Source organism: Leifsonia sp. 563 (assembly GCF_040545055.1).
GTDB lineage: Bacteria > Actinomycetota > Actinomycetes > Actinomycetales > Microbacteriaceae > Leifsonia.
Map to the genome: position 1 here is coordinate 157,313 of NZ_JBEPLE010000002.1, position 19,810 is coordinate 177,122.

Here is a 19,810-nt window from a genome sequence, read left to right on the forward strand (position 1 = left end):
GGTCCGCTACTCCCGCGAGAATCGAGGCATGAACGCACCCTCCTCGCGCATGCTCACGATGCTCTCGCTGTTGCAGGCGCGACGGGACTGGCCCGGGCAGGCGCTCGCGGATCGGCTCGACGTGAGCACCCGGACGGTCCGGCGGGATGTGGACCGCCTCCGCGAGTTCGGCTACCGCATCGACGCGCTGAAGGGTCCCGACGGCGGGTACCGTCTCGCCGCGGGCTCCGAGTTGCCGCCCCTCCTGTTCGACGAAGAGCAGGCCGTCGCCCTCTCCATCGCACTACAGAACGCCGGGGCGTCTGGAGCCGAGATCGAGGAGGCCGCTGCCCGCGCGCTCGCGACCGTCCGCCAGGTCATGCCATCTCGCCTGCGGCATCGCATCGACGGCATCAGCTTCGACCGGCCCAGCGCGGGACCGGCGGTCGAGCCGGCGGTGCTCGGCGCGGTGAGCACCGCCGTCCGGGAGAGGAAGGTGCTCCGGTTCGACTATGCCGGAGCGGACGGACCGCCGCGTCGCACCGAGCCGCACGGTCTCGTGGCTCGGGATGCGCGCTGGTATCTGGTGGCGTGGGACCTCGACCGGGACGACTGGCGGGTGTTCCGGCTCGATCGGCTGGCGCCGAGGTTCCCGGCCGGTCCGGGGTTCCGTCCGCGGCAGATCCCCACCGGAGACGCGACGTCGTTTGTAGCGGCGCGCTTCAAGGGCAGCGACGACGAGGACCGCTGGCCATGCGTGGGCGAGGTCGTCATCGACCTGCCGCCGCGCGACGTGATCCCGTGGGTGACCGACGGCCACGTGGAGCCCGTGGGCGAGTCCCGGAGTCGTCTCACCCTCGGCTCGTGGTCGTGGATCGGCGTGCTGGCGTCTCTCACGCGGTTCGACGTCGCGTTCGAGATCGTCGGGCCGCCCGCACTAGCTGAGGCAGCGGCGACGCTCACCGACCGTCTGATCGCCGCGGCCCGATCGCTCGGACCGCCGGGACCGCCCGAACGGGGGAGGGTCGCCTAGCCGCCCCCGCAGGCGTCCAGCCCGCAGTCAGTAGGTATCCTCAGTACTCACTGGGGACACCTGGCGGCGAACGGAGGACCTGTGGCCAGAGGAGCCAACCTCCCCGCCATCGCGGCGTTCAACGAGACGGTCGTGCTGGATGCCGTCCGACGGTCGCCGGACGGGCTCAGCCGGGTGGAGCTGGCAGCGCGAACGGGCCTCTCGGCGCAGACCGTCACCAACGTGACGCGCCGCCTCCTGCAGCAGGGGCTCATCCGCGAGGCCGGGAAGCAGAGCGAGGGCAGCCCGGGCAAGCCGCGCACCATCCTGCGCCTGAACCCGGCAGGCGCCTACGCCGTGGGTGTCCACCTCGACCCCACCGTGATCGCCTGCGTCCTGCTCGATCTCGAGGGGTCCGTGGTCGCCCACGTACACCGTCCGTCCCCGCCGGACGGCGACGCCGTCTCGACGCTCGCAGCCGCCGTCGGCGCCATCCGCGAGGTGCTCGCGACGCCGGGCGTCGATCCGGAGCGCGTGATCGGCGTCGGCGTCGCCGCGCCGGGCCCCATCGACGCTGAGCGGGGTGTGGTGGTCCGGCCGCCGTTGATCCCCAGCTGGAACGACTTCCACCTCCGCGACGAGCTGACGGCTGCGACCGGCCTGCCCTCCCTGGTCGCGAAGGATGTGACGTGCGCGGCCGTCGCCGAGCGGTGGAGCGATCCGGCCGGAGCATCCCGGGACTACGCGTTCGTCTACTACGGAACGGGCGTCGGCGTCGGCCTGGTGCTGGGCGGAGAGGTCTACACGGGATCCACCGACAACGCCGGCGATGTCGGCCATGTGCTCGTCGACCCCGGCGGAACGCTGTGCGCCTGCGGCCGGCGCGGCTGTTACGGGGAGTCCGTCCGGCCGTACCGGCTGGTCATGCAGGGCCTGTGGGCGGGGGTGCTGACGCCGCCTGTGGGCACGACCGTCGCGCCGGAGGAGGACCTGCAGCTGGATGTGGAGACCGTCGACGAGCTCTTCACCGAACTGGCATCCGCGGCGGAGGGCGGTGACGCGGGGGCGCGGGAGATCATCGACCGGAGCATCCGCAACTCGGCCTTCTACCTGTCCAATCTGACGTCCCTCCTCGATCTCGACCGCATCGTCTACGGCGGCCCGTCATGGTCGCGGGTGGAGCGCCGCTATCTGGACCAGCTGCCGGCGCGGCTGGCCGAGCTCGACACGGGCATCCTGACGCACGGCATCGCGATCGCCTCCAGTGCGATCGGTGAGGACGTCGCCGCCGTCGGTGCTGCCGCGCTCGTCCTGGACGAGACGTTCTCGCCGCGCGCTGTGGTCCGCTGACCGCTGCCGCGCTGCTCTGGCGACACGGCGGGGGACAATCTCGCCGTTTCCCTTGCGCTTGTAAATCAAATTGATTTATAAATTACGCAGGTCCGGCGGCGTCACGCCACGGACGTCAATGCAAAGGAGCATCGATGAAGCGAAGCAGGATCCTGGCCGCCACCGTGGCCACTGCGGCCCTCGTCGCACTGGCGGGATGTTCGTCCTCGTCCGGCGGCAGCGACGGCACGACCATCAAGGTCGCCTTCCAGGACTTCGGGTCCGACATCATGGCCAACTTCATGACCAAGGCCAAGGCCGACTTCGAGAAGGCCAACCCGGGGAAGAAGATCACGCTCGTCCCGATCAAGGCGGCCGAGAACGACTACTACACGAAGCTCTCCCTCATGAACCGTGCGGCCACCACGGCGCCCGACGTGATGTCGGAGGACACCTTCCTCATCCGCGCCGACGCGCAGGCCGGCTATCTGGCCCCGCTCGACTCGTACGTCGACAAATGGTCGGACTGGTCGAACTTCTTCGACAACGCCAAGGACGCGGGCAAGGGAGACGACGGCAAGGTCTACGGCATCCCGACCGGCACCGACACCCGGGGCCTCTGGTACAACAAGGACATCTTCGCGAAGGCCGGCATCCCGACCCCGTGGCAGCCGAAGACCTGGGATGACGTGATCGGCGCCGCGAAGAAGATCAAGGCGGCCGTGCCGGGCGTCATCCCGCTCAACATCTTCTCGGGAAAGGCCGCAGGTGAGGCGAGCTCGATGCAGGGCTTCGAGATGCTGCTGTACGGAGCCAGCGAGAAGGGCCTCTACGACGACTCGAAGGCCAAGTGGATCGTCGGCTCGAAGGCGTTCACGGACGCGCTCGACGTGATCAAGGAGGTCTACCAGGGCGGCCTCGGCCCGAGCCAGGAGGTCACCAGCGACACGAACTACCAGAACACGATCAACAACCAGCTCATGCCGCAGGGCAAGCTCGCGATCAACCTCGACGGTTCGTGGGCCTCGAACGCCTGGCTGCCGACCGGCGCGACGCCGTGGGCGGACTGGTCGAAAGTCATGGGCACCGCGGCCATGCCGACGAAAGAGGGGCAGGACGCCGGGAAGATCAGCCTCTCCGGCGGCTGGACGTTCTCGATGGGCGCCAAGAGCAAGGCCAAGGACCTGGCGTGGAAGTTCATCACCTTCCTGACCGACAAGCAGCGCTCGCTCGAGTACAACATCAACACCGCCGGCATCCCGGTCCGCAAGGATGTCGCCGACGACGAGAAGTACAAGACGTCGAACCCGACCTCGGAGTTCTTCTCATCGCTCGTCGCCGTGACCAAGTTCCGGCCGGCCACACCCGACTATCCGAAGATCTCGAACGGCATCCAGGTCGCGATGGAGTCGGTGATGACCGGGCAGGCCACGCCCGCAGAGGCCGCCAAGACCTACGACGACACCGTCGTGGGGATCGTCGGTGAGGGCAAGACGGAGTCGAAGTAGTGACCTCCACCGTCCCCGCCGTCTCGGACGCGCGCGGCCGGGCCTCGTCGGCCCGGCCGCCGCGCCAGCGGAACACGGCACGTTCGCGCGCACACACCCGGCGGTCGCTCGCCCGCTCGGTCCCCCTCCTCCCCGCCATCGGTCTGCTCGTCGTGTTCCTGCTCGGGCCGATCCTGTCGTCGTTCTACGGCTCGTTCACCGACATGTCGCTGACGGGTTCCGCTGCCGCATCCAGCCAGTGGGTGGGGTTGCAGAACTACATCGACCTCTTCAAGAGCCCGGACTTCCCGGTCTCGGTCTGGCTGACCCTGGTCTTCCTGCTCGGGTCCGCGGTCATCGGCCAGAATGTCGCCGGGATGGTGCTGGCTCTGCTGATGCGGAGCGGGAGCCGCTGGGTCGGCGCGATCGTCTCGACCTTCGTCGTCGGCGCGTGGGTGCTCCCGGAGATCGTCGCGGCGTTCGCGTCGTACGCGTTCTTCAGTCAGCACGGGACGCTGAACGCCATCCTCGCGATGTTCGGCGTGACGGGTCCGTCCTGGCTGTTCGCCTTCCCGATGCTGTCGATCATCCTGGCCAACACGTGGCGAGGCACGGCCTTCTCGATGCTCGTCTACTCGGCGGCGCTGCAGGAGGTGCCGCCGGAGATCACCGAGGCGGCGGAGGTCGACGGCGCCAACGGCGTCAAGCGGTTCTTCCTCGTGACGCTGCCGATGATCCGGCGGAGCATCTCCACCAATCTGATGCTCATCACGCTTCAGACGTTGTCCGTCTTCACCCTCATCTACGTGATGACCGGAGGCGGCCCGGGCAACAAGAGCATGACGCTCCCCGTGCTGGCGTACCAGGAGGCGTTCAAGTTCTCCGAGCTCGGCTACGGCACCGCGATCGCGACGATCCTCCTGCTCGTGGGAGCGGTATTCGCCGTGATCTATGTCCGAGCCCTCAAGACGGAGGTGGACTGATGAAGCTGTCGTCACCCAACGGGGCCGCCCTGCGCTGGACGTCGAACGTCATCCTGCTCCTCATCGGCGCGGTCTTCGTGCTCCCTCTGGTGTGGGTGGTGCTCGCGTCGTTCGACGGCGGCGCCACGCTCTCGGTCGCGTGGCCGAAGCAGTGGTCCCTGGAGAACTTCCGCAAGGTGCTCACGCCCGAGCTGTCGTTCCTGCCGCTGTGGAACAGCCTGCTGCTGTCGGCGGGATGCGCGATCGTCACGGTGGTGGTCGCCATCCTCGCGGCGTACCCGCTGTCGCGTTACCGCAACCGGTTCAACCGGCCGTTCCTGTACGCGATCCTGTTCGGCACCTGCCTGCCGATTACCGCGATGATGGTGCCGGTGTACAGCCTGTTCGTCTCGCTGAACCTGATCGACTCGCTCGGGGGGACCATCCTGTTCCTCGCCGCTTCGTCCCTCCCGATGGCGATCTGGATGACGAAGAACTTCGTCGACTCGGTGCCCGTTCAGCTGGAGGAGGCGGCCTGGGTGGATGGCGCATCCAGCATGAAGACGCTGTGGACGGTCGTCGTCCCCCTCGTCCGCCCGGGGATCGCGGTGGTGTTCATCTACGTGTTCGTGGCAGCCTGGGGCAACTTCTTCGTCCCCTTCGTGCTGCTGCTGAGCCCGGAGAACCAGCCGGCGGCCGTGAGCATCTTCACGTTCTTCGGCCAGTACGGTGCGGTCGCCTACGGGCAGCTGGCGGCGTACTCGCTCATCTACTCCGTTCCCGTGATCGCCCTCTACGTCATCGTGTCGCGCGCGCTCGGCGGTTCGTCCGCGCTCGCCGGTGCCGTCAAGGGATGAGCCCGTCCCTTCGCCCCGTCCCATCCCCTCACCCAAGGAGAACCGTTGTACCAGCAGAACCAGCTCGCCGAGATGCGCATCGACCGCTTCGTCCGCGAACGCCTCACGCCCGCCCTCGAGCGTGCGGCCGTGCCCGCGTCGATCGAGGCGTGGGAGGCGCCCGGCGAGCCGGTTCCCTTCGCCGAGGCCGTCGCGAACGACTTCCGGCCGTTCGCGGCGGGGGAGGCGTGGGGTCGTCCGTGGGGGACCGTCTGGTTCCGCGTGACCGGCACGGTCCCGACGGAGTGGGATGCGGCGGCCGAGGATGTCGAGCTCCTCGTGGACCTCGGGTTCACGCTGAGCCAGGTGGGGTTCCAGGCGGAGGGGCTGGTGTGGACTCCCGAGGGCACAATCCTGAAGGCGCTGGAGCCGTACAACGCCTACGTGCGCCTCCAGGCTCGGCCGGGGGAGTCGTTCGAACTGTACGTCGAGGCCGCGGCCAACCCGGATGTCGGCTCGAACTGGACCTTCGCGCCGACCGGGATGGGCCGGGTGTCGACCGCGCCGCAGACCCCGATCTACACGCTGCGCCGCGTGGACATCGTTCATCGCGACCGCGAGGTGTGGGAGCTGGTGCAGGACATCTTCACCGCGAAGGGGCTCGCGCTCGTGCTGCCCGAGACGTCGCCCCGCAGGGCCGCCCTGTTCGCCGCGCTGGAGGCCGCCGTCACCTCGGTCGATCCCTTCGACGTCGCCGGGACGGTGTCGCGGGGGCGGGAGGCGCTCGCCGGGGTGCTCGCCTCGCCTGCGTCCGCGACGGCGCACCGGGTCTTCGCGGTCGGGCACGCGCACATCGACTCGGCCTGGCTGTGGCCGGTGCGCGAGACCATCCGCAAGTGCGCCCGCACCTTCTCCAACGTGCTCGACCTGATGGATCAGGACCCGGACTTCGTGTTCGCGTGCTCGTCCGCCCAGCAGTTCGCCTGGATGAAGCAGTTCTATCCGGAGCTGTTCGAGCGCATCCGGGCGCGCGTCGCCGAGGGCCGGTTCGTCCCGGTGGGCGGCATGTGGGTCGAGTCGGACACCAACATGCCGGGATCCGAGGCGATGGCCCGGCAGTTCGTCGAGGGCAAGCGGTTCTTCCTCGAGGAGTTCGGGTACGAGCCGCGCGAGGTGTGGCTTCCCGACTCCTTCGGCTACTCGGGTGCACTGCCGCAGATCGCACGGGAGGCGGGGATGGACAACTTCCTCACCCAGAAGATCTCGTGGAACGAGGTGAACCTGTTCCCGCACCACACGTTCGAGTGGGAGGGCATCGACGGGTCGCGCATCTTCACGCACTTCCCGCCCGTGGACACGTACAACTCCCTCCTCTCTGGGCAGGAGCTGGCACGCGCCGAACGGAACTTCGCCGACAAGGGGCGGGCGAACACCTCACTGGTGCCCTTCGGCTTCGGCGACGGCGGCGGCGGCCCGACCCGCGAGATGCTCGCGGCGGCCGAGCGCACTGCCGACCTCGAGGGGTCGCCGACGGTGCGCGTCGCATCGCCCGCCGCCTTCTTCGAGGCGGCGCGCGCGGAGTTCGATCCGGCGCCGGTGTGGGTGGGGGAGCTCTACCTGGAGTTCCACCGCGGCACGTACACCTCCCAGGCGCGGACCAAGCGCGGCAACCGCCGCAGCGAGGCGCTGCTGCACGAAGCCGAGCTCTGGGCGGCCACCGCCGCCGTCCGTGCCGGGGCCGACTACCCGGAGCGCGAGCTGCGCGAGGCGTGGCGGACCGTGCTGCTGCAGCAATTCCACGACATCCTGCCCGGTTCGTCGATCGGCTGGGTGCACGACCAGGCGGTCGAGAACTACGCGAGGGTGGCGGAGTCGCTGGAGGCGGTCATCGCGCGCTCGCTGGCGGCTCTGGGTGACGGAGTTGCGGATGGAGTTGCGGATGCGACGAGCGCCGGGCTCGTCGCAAACTCCTCCCCGTTCGCTGTCGACGGCGTACCGGCCGGCGGAGTGGCGGTCCCGCAGCGGACCGGCGACGCGCGCATCGAACGCGACGGCGACGGCATCCGGCTGTCGAACGACCGCGTCAGCGTCCTCGTCGATGCCGACGGTCTGGTCGCGTCCCTGCTGGATGCGACGACTGGTCGCGAGGCGGTGCCGCCGGGCACGCGCGCCAATGTGCTCCAGCTGTTCCGCGACACCCCCGCCCAGTGGGACGCCTGGGACGTCGACATCGAGTACCGGCTCTCCGGCGAGGACCTGAGCGGTCTCGACTCCCTGGAGGTGGTCTCCGAGTCGCCGGAGCTGGTCGCGCTGCGGGTCGTCCGCCGGTTCGGGGCGTCCACCGTCACGCAGACGCTCGCGCTCGCCGCCGGCTCCCCGGCCCTCGACATCGAGACGAACGTCGACTGGCACGAGCGCCAGCGCATGCTGAAGCTCGCCTTCCCCGTGGATGTGCACACCGCCTCCGCGCGGTCCGAGATCCAGTTCGGCCACATCGAACGCCCGACGCACACCAACACGAGCTGGGATGTCGCCCGGTTCGAGACGAGCGCTCACCGCTGGGTCCACGTCGGCGAGCCGGGGTTCGGCGTCGGGGTCGCCAACGACTCCACCTACGGCCACGATGTGACGCGCCACCCGCGGGATGGCGGCGGCACCTACTCCCTGGTGCGCCAGACGCTGCTGCGCGCCCCGCTCTTCCCGGACCCGGAGGCAGACCAGGGCCGGCACACGCTACGCACCTCCCTTGTGGTGGGCGGAGTGGACGCGGCGATCGAGGCCGGCTACCGGCTCAACCTGCCCCTGCGTGCCGCTGCCGCCGCGGTCGATCCGCTGATCGTCTCGAGCGATCCGGCCGTCGTCGTGGAGACCGTCAAGCTCGCCGAGGACGGCTCGGGCGACGTCGTCGTCCGACTGTACGAATCGCTCGGGTCGCGCGCCGCGACGACGTTGGTCGCGTCGTTCCCCTACCGGCGCATTCAGAGGACGGATCTGCTCGAGCGCGAGATCGGCGACGGTACGCTCGACCTTCAACTGCGCCCCTTCGAGCTCGTCACGCTGCGGTTCGTCCGCGGGTGACGCACGATCGCCCGCCCCGGGCCGCGCGAACCCCGGGGCGGGTACAGGTCATTCCGCGAGGGTCCGCCGCGCGCGCCGGTCGAGGACCCAGGCGCGGACACCCGCGATGAGGGAGGCGAGGATGACGACGCCCGCCACGACGTAGGCGACCGGCCGCACGCTCGGATTGACGGCGGCGAAGTAGCCGATCACGGTGATGAGCACGCCCCAGCTGAGCGCTCCGACGATGTTGGCGGTGAGGAACCGCCAGTAGCTCATCGCGCTGATCCCGGCGATCGGCGGGATGAAGACGCGACCCCACGGGATGTACCGGCTGATCACCACGGACCACCAGCCGAAGAGTTCGTAGAAGCGCTCAGCCCGTTTCACCCCGGCCTGCACCCAGCGACCGCCGCGGCGGGTCAGATACGGCCGGCCGAGCCGACGGCCGAGCCAGAATCCGACCTGGTCGCCCAGCACGGCGGCGATCCCGACGCCGATGGCGAGGACCCAGATGTTCAGCTCCGGGTTGGTGCCGGTGAGGATGCCGGCGCCGAACAGCAGAGAGTCGCCGGTGATGAACGGGATGAAGACGCCGATGAAGAGTGCGGTGCCGGCGAAGACGAGTCCCCACACCGCCAGGTAGAACACGAGCGGCCCGACGTCGCCCAGGAAGTCAGCGAGATCGTGGGCCATACCCCGAGCGTATCGGACCCCCCTCCGCCCCTGTCGTCCCTCCGCCCCACCGTCGAGTCCGCAAACTTTGCACACGAAGCGCCGCGGCGGCGTGCAAAGTTTGCGGACTCGACGGTGGGTGGGAAGGGGCGGAGGGGGAATGTGACGAAAGGTGTATTCAGTTGGGCGAGGGAAGCGATTACTTTCAATGTGCGCCTTCGGGGGAACGGCGCTGGTGGTGGCGGGAGCGGGGGCCTGCCACCGCCCCAAACTCTTCAGCAAGCAGCGTCAGTCGAGCAGCCCCAGGCGCGCGGCCTTCCGGACGGCGTCGATCCGGGACGTGGCTCCCAGCTTCTCGTACATGTTCGTCGTGTGCCGCTTGACCGTGCCCTCGGCGATCGACAGCGACATCGCGATGTCGCGGTTCGAGTACGCCTGGGCGATCATGCGGAGCACCTCCTGCTCACGCACCGTGAGGATGGCGCCGGCCGCCTCCGCATCGGCGCCGGCCTCCGCCGCTTCTCCGACGGGCGGGGTCGCGCGCGCGATCACCGCGATCAGCTGCTCGCTCCCCACGGTCTTGGTGACGAAGGCCGCCGCTCCGGCGCGCAACAGCTGCCGTTCGAGCACGGCGTCGCTGTGCATCGTGAGGATGACGACCGCTGTCTCCGGGCGATGCCGCCGGATGCGCGCGATCGTCTGCTCCGCCGGCACCCCCGGGATCTCGACGTCGAGGAGCAGCACGTCGGGGGAATGCTCGGTGACGAGCGCCCACGCCTCCTCGCTGGATCCGCCCTCCCCGACGATCCTGAACCGGTCCTCGATGAGCGCCCGGATGCCCTGGCGGAACATGCCGTGGTCGTCGATCAGGACCACGGTTCGCGTTTCGTCGTTCATGCGGCTTCCCGCCCTCTCGGAATGGTCAGTGTGAGCACGGTCCCGGTGCCGAGACCCGGAGCGATGTGGAGTTCGGCGCCGATCAGTTCTGCACGCTCCTGCGCCGCGATCAGGCCGAGTGCGCCCGACCGGACCGCTTCGTGGGCGAATCCGTGCCCGTTGTCGCTCACCACGATGGTGAGACTGCGGCGGTCCCAGCGCGAGTGGACACGGATGAGCCCGGCGCCGGAGTGGCGCCGCGCGTTGTGCACCGCCTCGCGGACGATGATGAACGCCTCCTCCTGAACTGCGGTGGAGAGGCGGTACGGCTCCCCGTCGACCGTGGTCTCGACCGGCGGGCCCGAGTCGTCGAGGTCGCCGACGTAGTCGCGCAGCGCCTCGTCGAGCCGCTTGTCGCCCACGGCGTGACGGAGGTCGAGGGCGATCGCGCGGGTCTCGTCGAGTGCGGCGCCGAACAGCTGCAAGCCTTCCAGAAGGCGGGGATCCGACGCGTCGTCGACGCCCCCGAGCTGGAACCGCTGGAGACCGGCGGCGATGCTGTGCGCCACGCGGTCGTGCAGTTCGCGCGAGATGCTGAGGCGCTCCTCGCTGTGGGCGACGGCCAGGCGTTCCAGCAGCACATCGACGTACCCGATCGAGGCCGGGACGACGGCATCCATGATGGAGGCGTTCAGGGCCCGCGCCAGATCGGCGAGGCTGACGGCTGAGTCCTGATCGGCGCTGATGATCGAGAACACGACATCGAAGAGCTCGGTCGCCGCGCTGAGACTGTCGACCGGGTGGATGTTCTGGCGCGCCCGCGTCTCGCCCACGCCGGACCCGTGCCGGGCCGGAGTCGCGAGCCGTCCCGCACCGGCTGGGCGGCCGAGCCGGTCGAAGGTGCGGTCGAGGATCCAGTCGACCTGCGCCACGAGCTGCTCGCTCACGTCGGGGTCTGCAACCAGGGTGCTCTCCGCGCCCCGGAGCCGCTCGAACAGCGCCTCCACGATGCGGTCGCGCAATGCGACTCCGTCGTTACCGATCACCACGTCCGACCCTCAGCTCTCGAGCGCGCCTAGAAGCGCTGCGACGTTCAGAGCGTACTGACCCGCCATGAAGGAGCGGTACGGCCGCTTGTCGCGTCGGCGGTCTCCGCCCTCGACCAGCAGGGTGAAGGCGATCACGACGGGACCGGCGACGCCGAGGGCGATCAGGGCCCGCAGCTGGTGGACGAGTGCACCGAGGGCCATCGACGTGGCCGACACGACACCCGTTCCGATCGCCACCACGACGCGGGCGCGCTGGATTCCCAGCATCACCGGAAGGGTCCGGCGCCCTTCCGCCGCGTCACCCGCGACGTCTCCGAAGTCCTTGGTGTGCCCGGCGACCGCGATCCAGCAGGACGCCACCGTTGCAAAGACCAGCGCGGATGTCGGCACCGTTTCGGCAACGACGAGCGCCGCAGCGAGATACGTCAGGAACACCCCCGCGGCTGCGATCGTGAGCGCCGCGATCGCCGCCTTCTTGGCCGCCCACGGCCCGACCGAGTAGACGAGTCCGAGGCCCACGAACCCCACCACGGCGAGCAGGAACGGGCGGGGGAGCAGGGAGGCCATGAGGAGCGATAGCGCGAGCAGAGTCGCCGCGATCACGGACGCCGACGGGAGATCTAGCCTGCCGGTCGCCAGGGGGCGGGGTGAGCCGTTGAGTCGGTCGCCCTCGACGTCGCTGATCCCGTTGATCAGGTAGACGGCCCATACCGCGAGCATCCACGAGGACGCGCCGAGCCACAGCGACGCCGACGCCCCGTCCTCGCCGGCGGCCAGCAGCCTGCCGACGAGGAAGCGGAACGCGAAGACGCCCATCACCACCGGACGGCCCTCGAGGAAGGCCAGACCTACCCTGGACGCGCACGACGCGAAGGCGCCCCGGTTCGGGTGGGCCGCGGTGCTCATCCGCTCATTGTCGAGTGGTCCTCACCATTTCGGGGGCCCGATCGACTACAACGAAAGTCACATTCCGCGCGGCAGGTGGCCGCCGCCCGCCGCTCCGCGCCGGGCTAGGCTCGCCTCGTGACGGACGGCGGAGAGACCATCAAGGGCGAGGACTGGTACGGGCGCGAGCTCGACTCGGTCGAGTACACCGGGGTCGTGTTCGACGACGTCGACTTCACCGAGCTGCGCAGCAGGGGCGCGACCTTCACCGAGTGCGTGTTCCGCAAGGTGCGTTTCAACGTGAGCGAGCACGACGACTCGGCGTTCGTGAACTGCCGGTTCGAGTTCTGCAACTTCTTCGACGCGAGCTTCCGGCGCTGTAAGGTCACCGGCAGCTCGTTCCATGGATGCGAGTTCTCCCTGCTGAAGGTCACGGGCGGCAACTGGTCGTTCGTCGGTCTGCGGCGCGCGGAGCTGCGGGGTGCGTCGTTCGAGGGAGTCCGCCTGCGCGAGGCCGACCTCTCCGAGGCGCGGTGTCAGGAGGCCCGGTTCGAGGGATGCGACCTCAGCGCCGCGACGCTGACCGGCGCAGACCTCACCGCGGCGAGCATCGCGGGAAGTGACCTGACGGGCGTCGACCCGTCGGAGGTCGTCGTCCGCGGCACGGTCATCGACGAGCGACAGGCGGTCGTGCTGGCCGAGGCGCTGGGGATGGTCGTCGTGCCGACCCCTCGTTAGGCCAGAGGTCGAGTCCGGCGCACGGCGGCCATGGCGGCCGATGTCGCCGGCTGACCGAGGTAGGCGGTCAGCAGGATCATCAGCGAAGCCAGCCCGTCTTCGGTGACCCCGTTGGCGCGGGCGGCCGAGAGATAGGTCGCCAGCCGGTCGTCGACGACGTGTTGGCCGACGAGGGCGGCGATGACCGCGATCGACCGGTCGCGATCGGTGAGCTGATCGCCCTGCCAGCCGGGGCCGCCGGCGGCCAGGAACGCCTCCCGCGTGTATGCGGCGCCGGCGCGTTCGGTCATGATCGCCTCGACCTGCGTCTCGTCGACGCCGACGTTACGGGCGTAGGTCGCCCGTCCGGCAGCGATCCGATCGTTCTCGGTCATGGCCGCGATCCATCGGTGTCGGTGTCGGTGTCGGTGTCGGTTTCGCCGACGATGGCGAAGAGGATGCGACGAAGTCGGACGATGTCGTCGTCGTCGAAGTCGCGCAACGCGTGGCGTTCGGCTTCGTCTGCCGACCGCGCCGCCGCGGACCGCAGGGCTTCGCCCTCCTCGGTGATGACCGGGATGCGGGCACGCCGATCGCGCGGGTCGGGGCGTCGCTCGATGAGGCCGTTCCGCTCCAGCCGGTCGAGCTGGCTGGTGAGGGTGGTCTTGTCCAGCCCGAGCACCCTGCCGAGCTCGATCTGGGTCAGCCCCGTCGTCTTGTCGAGGGCGCTCAGGATGATGTAGTCGCGCAGCTGGAGCCCGTGCGCGACGGCCTCCCGTTCGGTGACCGCGTGCATGCGCTGCGCCGCCCGGTGCAGGAGCCAGGTGATCTCGGACTCTGGTCCGGGTCCGGCTGCGGACGCCTCGGCAGGGGCTGGAGATTCCGCGGTCATCGTTGGCTCCCATCCACGGTCGGGAATCGGGCGGGCAGTGCTGCGATGCTCTCATATGCGCCGCCGTCGTGGGCGGGCACGATCCGCATGAGGTCTCTGAGCGCGATCACCCGTTGCAGGTTCTCCCGCACTTTCGCCGCATCCGTGTCCGCCATCTTCCGCATCAGCCACGGACGTTCGAGCCCGTCGGTGATCGCATCGGACTGCCAGGCGATGTCTCCGATGAACGCGTAGCGATCCCCGTCGGGCACGGTCACGAAGACCACGACGGAGCCGAAGGTGTGCCCACCCGCTTGAGCGATCACCACCGAGCCGTCGCCGTATACGTCATGGCTGGCTGGGAAGCCGAGGTAGGCGGGCCCGTCGAAGGCGTACTCGTGGACGGGCAGGCCGGCCGACACCGTCCGGAACACGGCGCCGTGCGTGTCTTCTGCGCCGTATCGCATTTCATCCGCGTTGATCCAGATGGGGACGTGCAGGCTGTCGAGACCGCTCACGTGGTCCCAGTGGACGTGGGTGACCAGCACTCCGCGCAGGTTCGCGCAGTCGTAGCCCGCGGCGTCGAGCTGCTCCTTCACCGTCTTCTCGCGCGAATACGGAGCGCGTTCGACGCGGGGGAGCAGGGCGACATGGTCGGCCAGGCCCGCCCCGAAACCGGCGTCGATCAACAGGTCCCCGGCGGGGTGGGTGATGAGCACCGCTGAGGCCGCGAAGCGGCGCTTGTCACTGAAGGCCCCGCCTTTCACGGCGAAAGCCGCCCGGGTCTCGTAGAAGCCGGTCGGGAGCCGATACAGCGACATGCCCGCCGGCGGGGATGCGTCCGGCAGGCCCAGCGACCATGGTGCGACAGCGAGATGATTGGTCATGAGTAGATAGTACCATTTCGGACTATCTTGAAATGAACTACTTTGGAGCCGCCGTCGTTCCCCGGACGATGAGCTGCGAGCCGAGTGTTGCGGCTTCCGTGAGCGTCGCGCCGGCCATCACCTGCAGCAGGAGCTCGACGGCGAGCGCTCCGCATCGCTCGATCGGCATCTTGACCGTCGTCAGTCCGGGGTTCACGGCGCTGGCCATGTCGATGTCGTCGATTCCGATGATGCTGATGTCGGCCGGGCAGGACCGTCCCATCTCCGACATTCCGGCTTCGAGGCCGAGCGCGACGAGGTCGTTGTAGGCGATGACGGCCGTCGCCCCGCTCGCGATCACGGGCGCGGCCGCGGCCCGCCCACCTTCGATCGACGCCGCTTGGTGGCTCAAGTGCGTGAGGCGGATGCCGTATCGCTCGCACGCCTTCGTGATCGTGGCGGCGCGCTGGCCGTCGGCCCAGGATCCTGTCGGCCCGGCCGCGTAGGCGATGTGCGTGTGGCCGAGTGCGGCGAGATGCTCGACCGCCTGCCGCGGCCCGTTCTCCATGTCCATGAGCACGCAGGGGGCGCCCTCGATGAAGCGGTTGACGATGACGAAGGGGGTGTCTCCGGCGAGCGTGAGCACCTCGTCGTCCGGCAGGCGGGGTGAGCACAGCAGCATGCCGTCGAGCTTGCGCGCCTGTTCGATCTGCTCGCGCTCCCGCCAGCGATCCTCGTCGGTGTCGAACAGCACGGTGCGGTGACGACCGTGCCACGCCTGCGAGTGGATGGCCTTGAGGAGAGTCGCATAGACGGGGTTGGCGACGTCCGGCACGACGACGCCGAACGAACGGGTGGCGGTCGCCACCTGCGGGCTGTCGTAACCGAGGTCGTTGGCGGCCTGAAGCACTCGGTCCCGTGTGGCGGTCGCGAGGCGGTCGGGTTCTCCGAAGGCGCGGGATGCCGTGGCGATCGAGACGCCCGCGCGTCGCGCCACGTCAGTCAGCGTCGCACCCATTGCCGCCTCTCCGGTGTTGCGGGAACAGTTGTTCCATCATGGCTCATCCTGCAACATGGAATGCGTCTTGACAATTTTGTACAAACCATTCACACTCTTTTCCATGCCGATCATCGAAGATCCCAGGACCCGCCGACGGGCACCTCGAACCGGGGTGCACTCGTGAGCGGCACTCCGCAGCGCCTGTCGCGCTCGCACCACGGTGCTGTCCCGCTCCCCGAGACTCCCGCCCGTGCCGGAATCCTCCACCTGGGCCTCGGCAGCTTCCACCGCGCACACCAGGCGGTCTACACGGCTGCGGCCATCGCGGCCGACGGCGGCGACTGGGGCATCGTGGGCGTCGCCTCGCGATCGCGGACCGTCGTCGACGCGATGCGTGCACAGGACCTGCTCTCCTCGGTCGCAACGATCTCGCCCGAGGGAATGTCGCTGAGCATCCCGGGCGTGCACACCGACGCCTTCGTCGCGGCGGACGAGCCCCAGCGCGTCGTCGAGAGCATCGCCGACCCCGGCATCCGCATCGTCACGCTCACGGTCACGGAGAACGGCTACAGCTCCTCGCCCGCGACGGGTCACCTCGACACTGCAGACCCGACCATCGTCTCCGACCTGCGCGGAGGCCACCCTCGCTCGACCATCGGACAGCTCGCGCGCGGCGTCCAGCGGCGGGCCGCGGCATCCGGAGCCCCTCTGACGATCCTCAGCTGCGACAATCTCGCAGCCAACGGCGCCCGCACGAAGGCTCTCGTCCGCGAGTTCCTGGACGCGCTGCCCGCCACCGAGGGCGGCGAGGCGCTGGCCTTCCTCGAGTCCTCGGTCTCGTTCCCCTCGAGCATGGTCGACCGCATCGTCCCGTCGACGACGCCCGCGCTCCGCAGCGAAGTGTCGTCGCTCCTCGGCGCGTGGGACGAGATCCCCGTCCCCGCCGAACCCTTCACGATGTGGGCGATCGAGGACGACTTCGCCGCAGGACGGCCCGCCTGGGAGGCCGGAGGAGCGGTCTTCAGCACGGAGGTCGGCCGCTACGAGGACATGAAGGTGCGGCTCCTCAACGGAACGCATTCGCTGATCGCCTACCTGGGCGCGCTGCAGAACGCCGAGACGATCCCGGATGCCGTGGGCCGGTCGGCGATCGAGCGTGCAGCGCGCGCGGTGCTCGCCCACGAGTACACGCCGTCGATCCAGGTCCCGTCGGGCGTCGACATCGCGGAGTACGAGCGTCAGCTGTTCCTCCGCTGGGGCAACACCGCACTCGGGCACAAGACGAGCCAGGTCGGCACGGACGGCTCGGTCAAACTGCGTCAGCGCATCCCCGAGCCGGCGCTCCGGCTGCTCGACCGCGGCGAGATGCCGCACATGATCGCCCTCACCGTGGCCGCCTACCTCTCCTGCATCGCGCCCCGGCCCGGATTCGATCCCGGCCCCTTCGCCGCCGCGATGAAGGATGCCGCCCGCGAGCGACTGATCCCGCTCGCCGAATCGGCCCGTACCGGGGCCGATCTCGCCGCGGCCTCGATCACGGACCTCCGGCTCTTCGGCGCCGACCTCGCCGACCGTCCGGCGTTCATCGAGCGGGTCGGCGAGCTGGTCGACACGATCGAACGCGACGGCGTCTCGGCGGCGATCACGGAGAGCGTCACGGCGGCGGAGACCGACATCAGGTCACGAGCATCGGAGGTCCCGGCATGAGCACGGTGAACCCGACCCACGATCACGAGGAAGGCGCGACGATGAAGGCGCTCGCCATCCACGGCAAGGAAGACATCCGCTGGGAGGACCGCGAGGTGCCTCAGCCCGCGTCGGGCGAGGTGCGGCTCCGGGTCCGGTACGTCGGTATCTGCGGCTCCGATCTGCACTACTACTTCCACGGCGCGAACGGCGAGTACACCATCCGGGAGCCGCTGACGCCGGGCCATGAGCTCTCGGCCGTCGTCGACCTCGACCCGTCGGGGCGCCTCGCCGCCGGGACCCCCGTGACGGTGCACCCGGCCCGCTACGGCGCAGATGTGCCCGGCCTCGAGGACAGGCCGCACCTGCGCCCCGGCGGCGACTACTTCGGCAGCGCCGCGACGATGCCGCATCGCCAGGGCGGCGCTGCGGAGTATCTCCTCGTCGAGGAGCACATGATCCGTGTTCTCCCCGAGGGCCTTCCGCTGGAACGTGCGGCCCTCGCCGAGCCGCTCGCCGTCGCCCTGCACGCCGTGAGCCTCGCGGGCGACATCAGCCGAAAGCGTGTGCTCGTCATCGGCGCAGGCCCCATCGGACTGCTCGTCGTCGCGGCGGCCGTGCACGCGGGGGCCGCCACCGTCGGCGCGAGCGACGTGCGCGCCGAGCCCCTCGATCGCGCCGCGGCCCTGGGCGCGAGCGAGCCCGTGCTCGTCGGCCGCGACTCCATCGCGGACGAGTCGTACGACGTCGTCTTCGAATGCTCCGGAGTCCCCGTCTCCGTCACTCAGGCCGTCCGCGCGGCGCGCCGGGCGGGAACCGTCGTGCAGGTCGGGATGCTCGCCGACGCCGAGATCGGCGTCAACCTCGCGCCGATGCTCGCCAAGGAGCTGACCCTCCGTGGCGCATTCCGCTTCTCGACCGAGATCGACGACGCCGTCGCGATGCTCGCCGAGTCGGACGCCCTCGACTCCGTCATCTCGCACACCATCGACGCCGCAGACGCCGTCGACGCGTTCCGGGTCGCGCGCGACTCGTCCGCGTCGGCCAAGGTCCTTCTGCGTCTCTGACCCTCCACCACCCTCCCCCACTCATTTACGAAGGAGTAACGATGAGCACTTCCAACGTCCCCGGTGTGGACGCCTCCGCGCCCCCGCAGACGGTCGAGAGATCGACCGGCGACCTCGTCCGGGCCGCGGTCTCGGGCTGGCTGGGCACGGCACTGGAGTTCATGGACTTCCAGCTCTACTCCCTGGCCGCCGCCCTCGTCTTCAGCCAGCTCTTCTTCGCCGGGGAGGAGCCCGGCATGGCCGTCGTGCTCGCCATGGCGACCTACGGCGTCGGCTACATAGCCCGCCCGCTCGGCGCCTGGTACTTCGGCCGTATGGGCGACAAGGTCGGCCGCCGCAAGGTCCTCTTCTACACGATCCTGCTCATGGGCCTCGCGACGACGCTCATCGGCTTCCTTCCGACGTACGCGCAGGCCGGCATCCTCGCGCCGATCATGCTCGTCGTGCTGCGTCTCGCGCAGGGCTTCGGCGCCGGCGCGGAGATCTCGGGTGCCGGCGTCATGCTCGCCGAGTACGCTCCCGCGCGTCGGCGCGGCATCATCGCCTCCCTCGTCGCGCTCGGCACGAACTGCGGAACGCTCTTCGCCTCCGCGATCTGGGCACTCCTCCTCGCCGTCATGATGGAGGACGACGTCATCGCCTGGGGCTGGCGGATCCCCTTCATCGCGAGCTCCATCGTGATGGTGTTCGCCGTCTGGGTGCGCTTCCGCCTCAAGGAGAGCCCCGTCTTCGAGGAACGCACCGACGTCGTCGACGGCAAGGCGCTCTCGCGCGATGAGATGGTCGACCTGGCGACCAAGAGCAACGACCTCCGCGCGCTCGAGGCCCTGCGGAAGAAGCCGGTCAAGGCGACGCTCGTGTCGTTCTTCCTCCGCTTCGGCCAGGCCGGCAACTCGGGTCTGATCCAGACCTACATGATCTCCTTCATCACGATCACGCTCGCCGTCCAGAAGGGCGTCGGCCCCGAGATCGTGATCGTCTCCTCGCTCATCGGCTTCGGCACCATCCCGCTGGTCGGCTGGCTCGGCGACCTGTTCGGCCGCCGACGGATGTACATCATCATGACGTCGCTCTCGCTCGTGCTGATCATCCCGACGATGCTCGCGATCAACACCAAGGAGGTCGGCTGGATCTTCGTCGGCTACGCCGTGATCCACAACGTCTCGGTCCTCGGCCTCGCGTCCATGGAGAACATCTCGCTCCCCGAGATCTTCGGAGCGCGGAACCGCTACACGCTGACGGCCATCGTGCGCGAGATCGCCGCCATCATCGCCACCGGCATCGGCCCGATCATCGCTGCGGCCTGGGTCGCCGCGACGACCGGCAGCATCATCCCGGTGATGGTGCTGCTCGGCATCTACACCGTGTGCGCACTGGTCGCCGCGATCGTTGCGCCCGAGTGGACGGGGCGCGACCTCACCGACCCGCGCGCCGCGATGTGACAAGGAAGGACGAT

18 protein-coding genes are annotated in these 19,810 nt (G+C 69.4%); 10 read left to right on the forward strand and 8 right to left on the reverse strand.

Annotation, left to right across the window (positions count from 1 at the left end; translation table 11 throughout):
• Positions 1-28: 28 nt before the first annotated feature.
• From ABIC47_RS07785 to ABIC47_RS07810, 6 genes are all read left to right on the forward strand, one after another.
• Entirely contained in the window at positions 29-1,012 is a 984-nt protein-coding gene (locus tag ABIC47_RS07785; protein ID WP_354479064.1) for a helix-turn-helix transcriptional regulator, read from the forward strand.
• Positions 1,013-1,093: 81 nt separating this feature from the next.
• Positions 1,094-2,341, forward strand: coding sequence for an ROK family transcriptional regulator (locus tag ABIC47_RS07790; RefSeq protein ID WP_354479067.1), 1,248 nt, complete (start codon positions 1,094-1,096; stop codon positions 2,339-2,341).
• A gap of 134 nt (positions 2,342-2,475) precedes the next feature.
• Positions 2,476-3,828: an extracellular solute-binding protein gene (locus tag ABIC47_RS07795; protein WP_354479070.1), complete on the forward strand. Its 1,353-nt coding sequence runs from the start codon at positions 2,476-2,478 to the stop codon at positions 3,826-3,828.
• Positions 3,828-4,790 carry a carbohydrate ABC transporter permease gene (locus ABIC47_RS07800; protein WP_354479073.1) on the forward strand — a complete coding sequence of 321 codons (963 nt, stop codon included), beginning with the start codon at positions 3,828-3,830 and terminating at the stop codon, positions 4,788-4,790. The genes ABIC47_RS07795 and ABIC47_RS07800 overlap by 1 nt, the downstream gene beginning before the upstream one ends.
• On the forward strand, positions 4,790-5,626 hold the full coding sequence (locus tag ABIC47_RS07805) for a carbohydrate ABC transporter permease (RefSeq protein WP_354479076.1): 837 nt from the start codon (positions 4,790-4,792) through the stop codon (positions 5,624-5,626). Before ABIC47_RS07800 ends, ABIC47_RS07805 begins: the two co-directional genes overlap by 1 nt.
• A gap of 45 nt (positions 5,627-5,671) precedes the next feature.
• On the forward strand, positions 5,672-8,683 hold the full coding sequence (locus tag ABIC47_RS07810; protein ID WP_354479079.1) for an alpha-mannosidase: 3,012 nt from the start codon (positions 5,672-5,674) through the stop codon (positions 8,681-8,683).
• Positions 8,684-8,731: 48 nt separating this feature from the next.
• On the opposite strand, the gene ABIC47_RS07815 is transcribed toward ABIC47_RS07810, so the two are convergent.
• The 4 genes from ABIC47_RS07815 to ABIC47_RS07830 all read right to left on the reverse strand — a co-directional run bounded on the left by ABIC47_RS07815 (position 8,732) and on the right by ABIC47_RS07830 (position 12,168).
• A complete protein-coding gene (locus ABIC47_RS07815; protein ID WP_018189775.1) occupies positions 8,732-9,358 on the reverse strand; it encodes a DedA family protein in 627 nt (208 codons plus the stop codon).
• A 267-nt stretch (positions 9,359-9,625) separates the two neighbouring features.
• Positions 9,626-10,234: a response regulator gene (locus tag ABIC47_RS07820; RefSeq protein WP_354479082.1), complete on the reverse strand. Its 609-nt coding sequence runs from the start codon at positions 10,232-10,234 to the stop codon at positions 9,626-9,628.
• Entirely contained in the window at positions 10,231-11,262 is a 1,032-nt protein-coding gene (locus tag ABIC47_RS07825; protein WP_354479085.1) for a sensor histidine kinase, read from the reverse strand. The genes ABIC47_RS07820 and ABIC47_RS07825 overlap by 4 nt, the downstream gene beginning before the upstream one ends.
• Positions 11,263-11,271: 9 nt before the next feature.
• On the reverse strand, positions 11,272-12,168 hold the full coding sequence (locus ABIC47_RS07830) for a UbiA family prenyltransferase (protein ID WP_354479087.1): 897 nt from the start codon (positions 12,166-12,168) through the stop codon (positions 11,272-11,274).
• Between the two features lie 117 nt (positions 12,169-12,285).
• On the opposite strand from ABIC47_RS07830, the gene ABIC47_RS07835 reads away from it, so the two are divergent.
• The gene (locus ABIC47_RS07835; RefSeq protein WP_354479090.1) at positions 12,286-12,885 is read left to right on the forward strand and encodes a pentapeptide repeat-containing protein; all 600 of its coding nucleotides are present in this window, start codon (positions 12,286-12,288) and stop codon (positions 12,883-12,885) included.
• Here ABIC47_RS07835 and ABIC47_RS07840 read toward each other — a convergent pair.
• From ABIC47_RS07840 to ABIC47_RS07855, 4 genes are read right to left on the reverse strand one after another with little or no spacing between them, the layout of a single operon-like run.
• Positions 12,882-13,259 (reverse strand): carboxymuconolactone decarboxylase family protein, encoded by a 378-nt coding sequence (locus ABIC47_RS07840; RefSeq protein ID WP_020075627.1) that lies wholly within the window; start codon positions 13,257-13,259, stop codon positions 12,882-12,884. The genes ABIC47_RS07835 and ABIC47_RS07840 overlap by 4 nt on opposite strands.
• Positions 13,256-13,756 carry a MarR family winged helix-turn-helix transcriptional regulator gene (locus tag ABIC47_RS07845; RefSeq protein WP_354479094.1) on the reverse strand — a complete coding sequence of 167 codons (501 nt, stop codon included), beginning with the start codon at positions 13,754-13,756 and terminating at the stop codon, positions 13,256-13,258. The genes ABIC47_RS07840 and ABIC47_RS07845 overlap by 4 nt, the downstream gene beginning before the upstream one ends.
• On the reverse strand, positions 13,753-14,622 hold the full coding sequence (locus ABIC47_RS07850) for an MBL fold metallo-hydrolase (protein WP_354479097.1): 870 nt from the start codon (positions 14,620-14,622) through the stop codon (positions 13,753-13,755). Before ABIC47_RS07850 ends, ABIC47_RS07845 begins: the two co-directional genes overlap by 4 nt.
• Positions 14,623-14,659: 37 nt before the next feature.
• Positions 14,660-15,598 (reverse strand): LacI family DNA-binding transcriptional regulator, encoded by a 939-nt coding sequence (locus tag ABIC47_RS07855; protein WP_354479100.1) that lies wholly within the window; start codon positions 15,596-15,598, stop codon positions 14,660-14,662.
• A gap of 183 nt (positions 15,599-15,781) precedes the next feature.
• Between ABIC47_RS07855 and ABIC47_RS07860 the strand changes: the two genes are divergently transcribed.
• The 3 genes from ABIC47_RS07860 to ABIC47_RS07870 are packed head-to-tail and all read left to right on the forward strand — an operon-like array spanning position 15,782 to position 19,796.
• A complete protein-coding gene (locus ABIC47_RS07860) occupies positions 15,782-17,308 on the forward strand; it encodes a mannitol dehydrogenase family protein (RefSeq protein ID WP_354479103.1) in 1,527 nt (508 codons plus the stop codon).
• The gene (locus tag ABIC47_RS07865; protein WP_354479106.1) at positions 17,305-18,354 is read left to right on the forward strand and encodes an L-idonate 5-dehydrogenase; all 1,050 of its coding nucleotides are present in this window, start codon (positions 17,305-17,307) and stop codon (positions 18,352-18,354) included. Before ABIC47_RS07860 ends, ABIC47_RS07865 begins: the two co-directional genes overlap by 4 nt.
• 41 nt (positions 18,355-18,395) lie before the next feature.
• Positions 18,396-19,796 carry an MFS transporter gene (locus tag ABIC47_RS07870; protein WP_018189786.1) on the forward strand — a complete coding sequence of 467 codons (1,401 nt, stop codon included), beginning with the start codon at positions 18,396-18,398 and terminating at the stop codon, positions 19,794-19,796.
• The last annotated feature ends 14 nt before the right edge of the window (positions 19,797-19,810 follow it).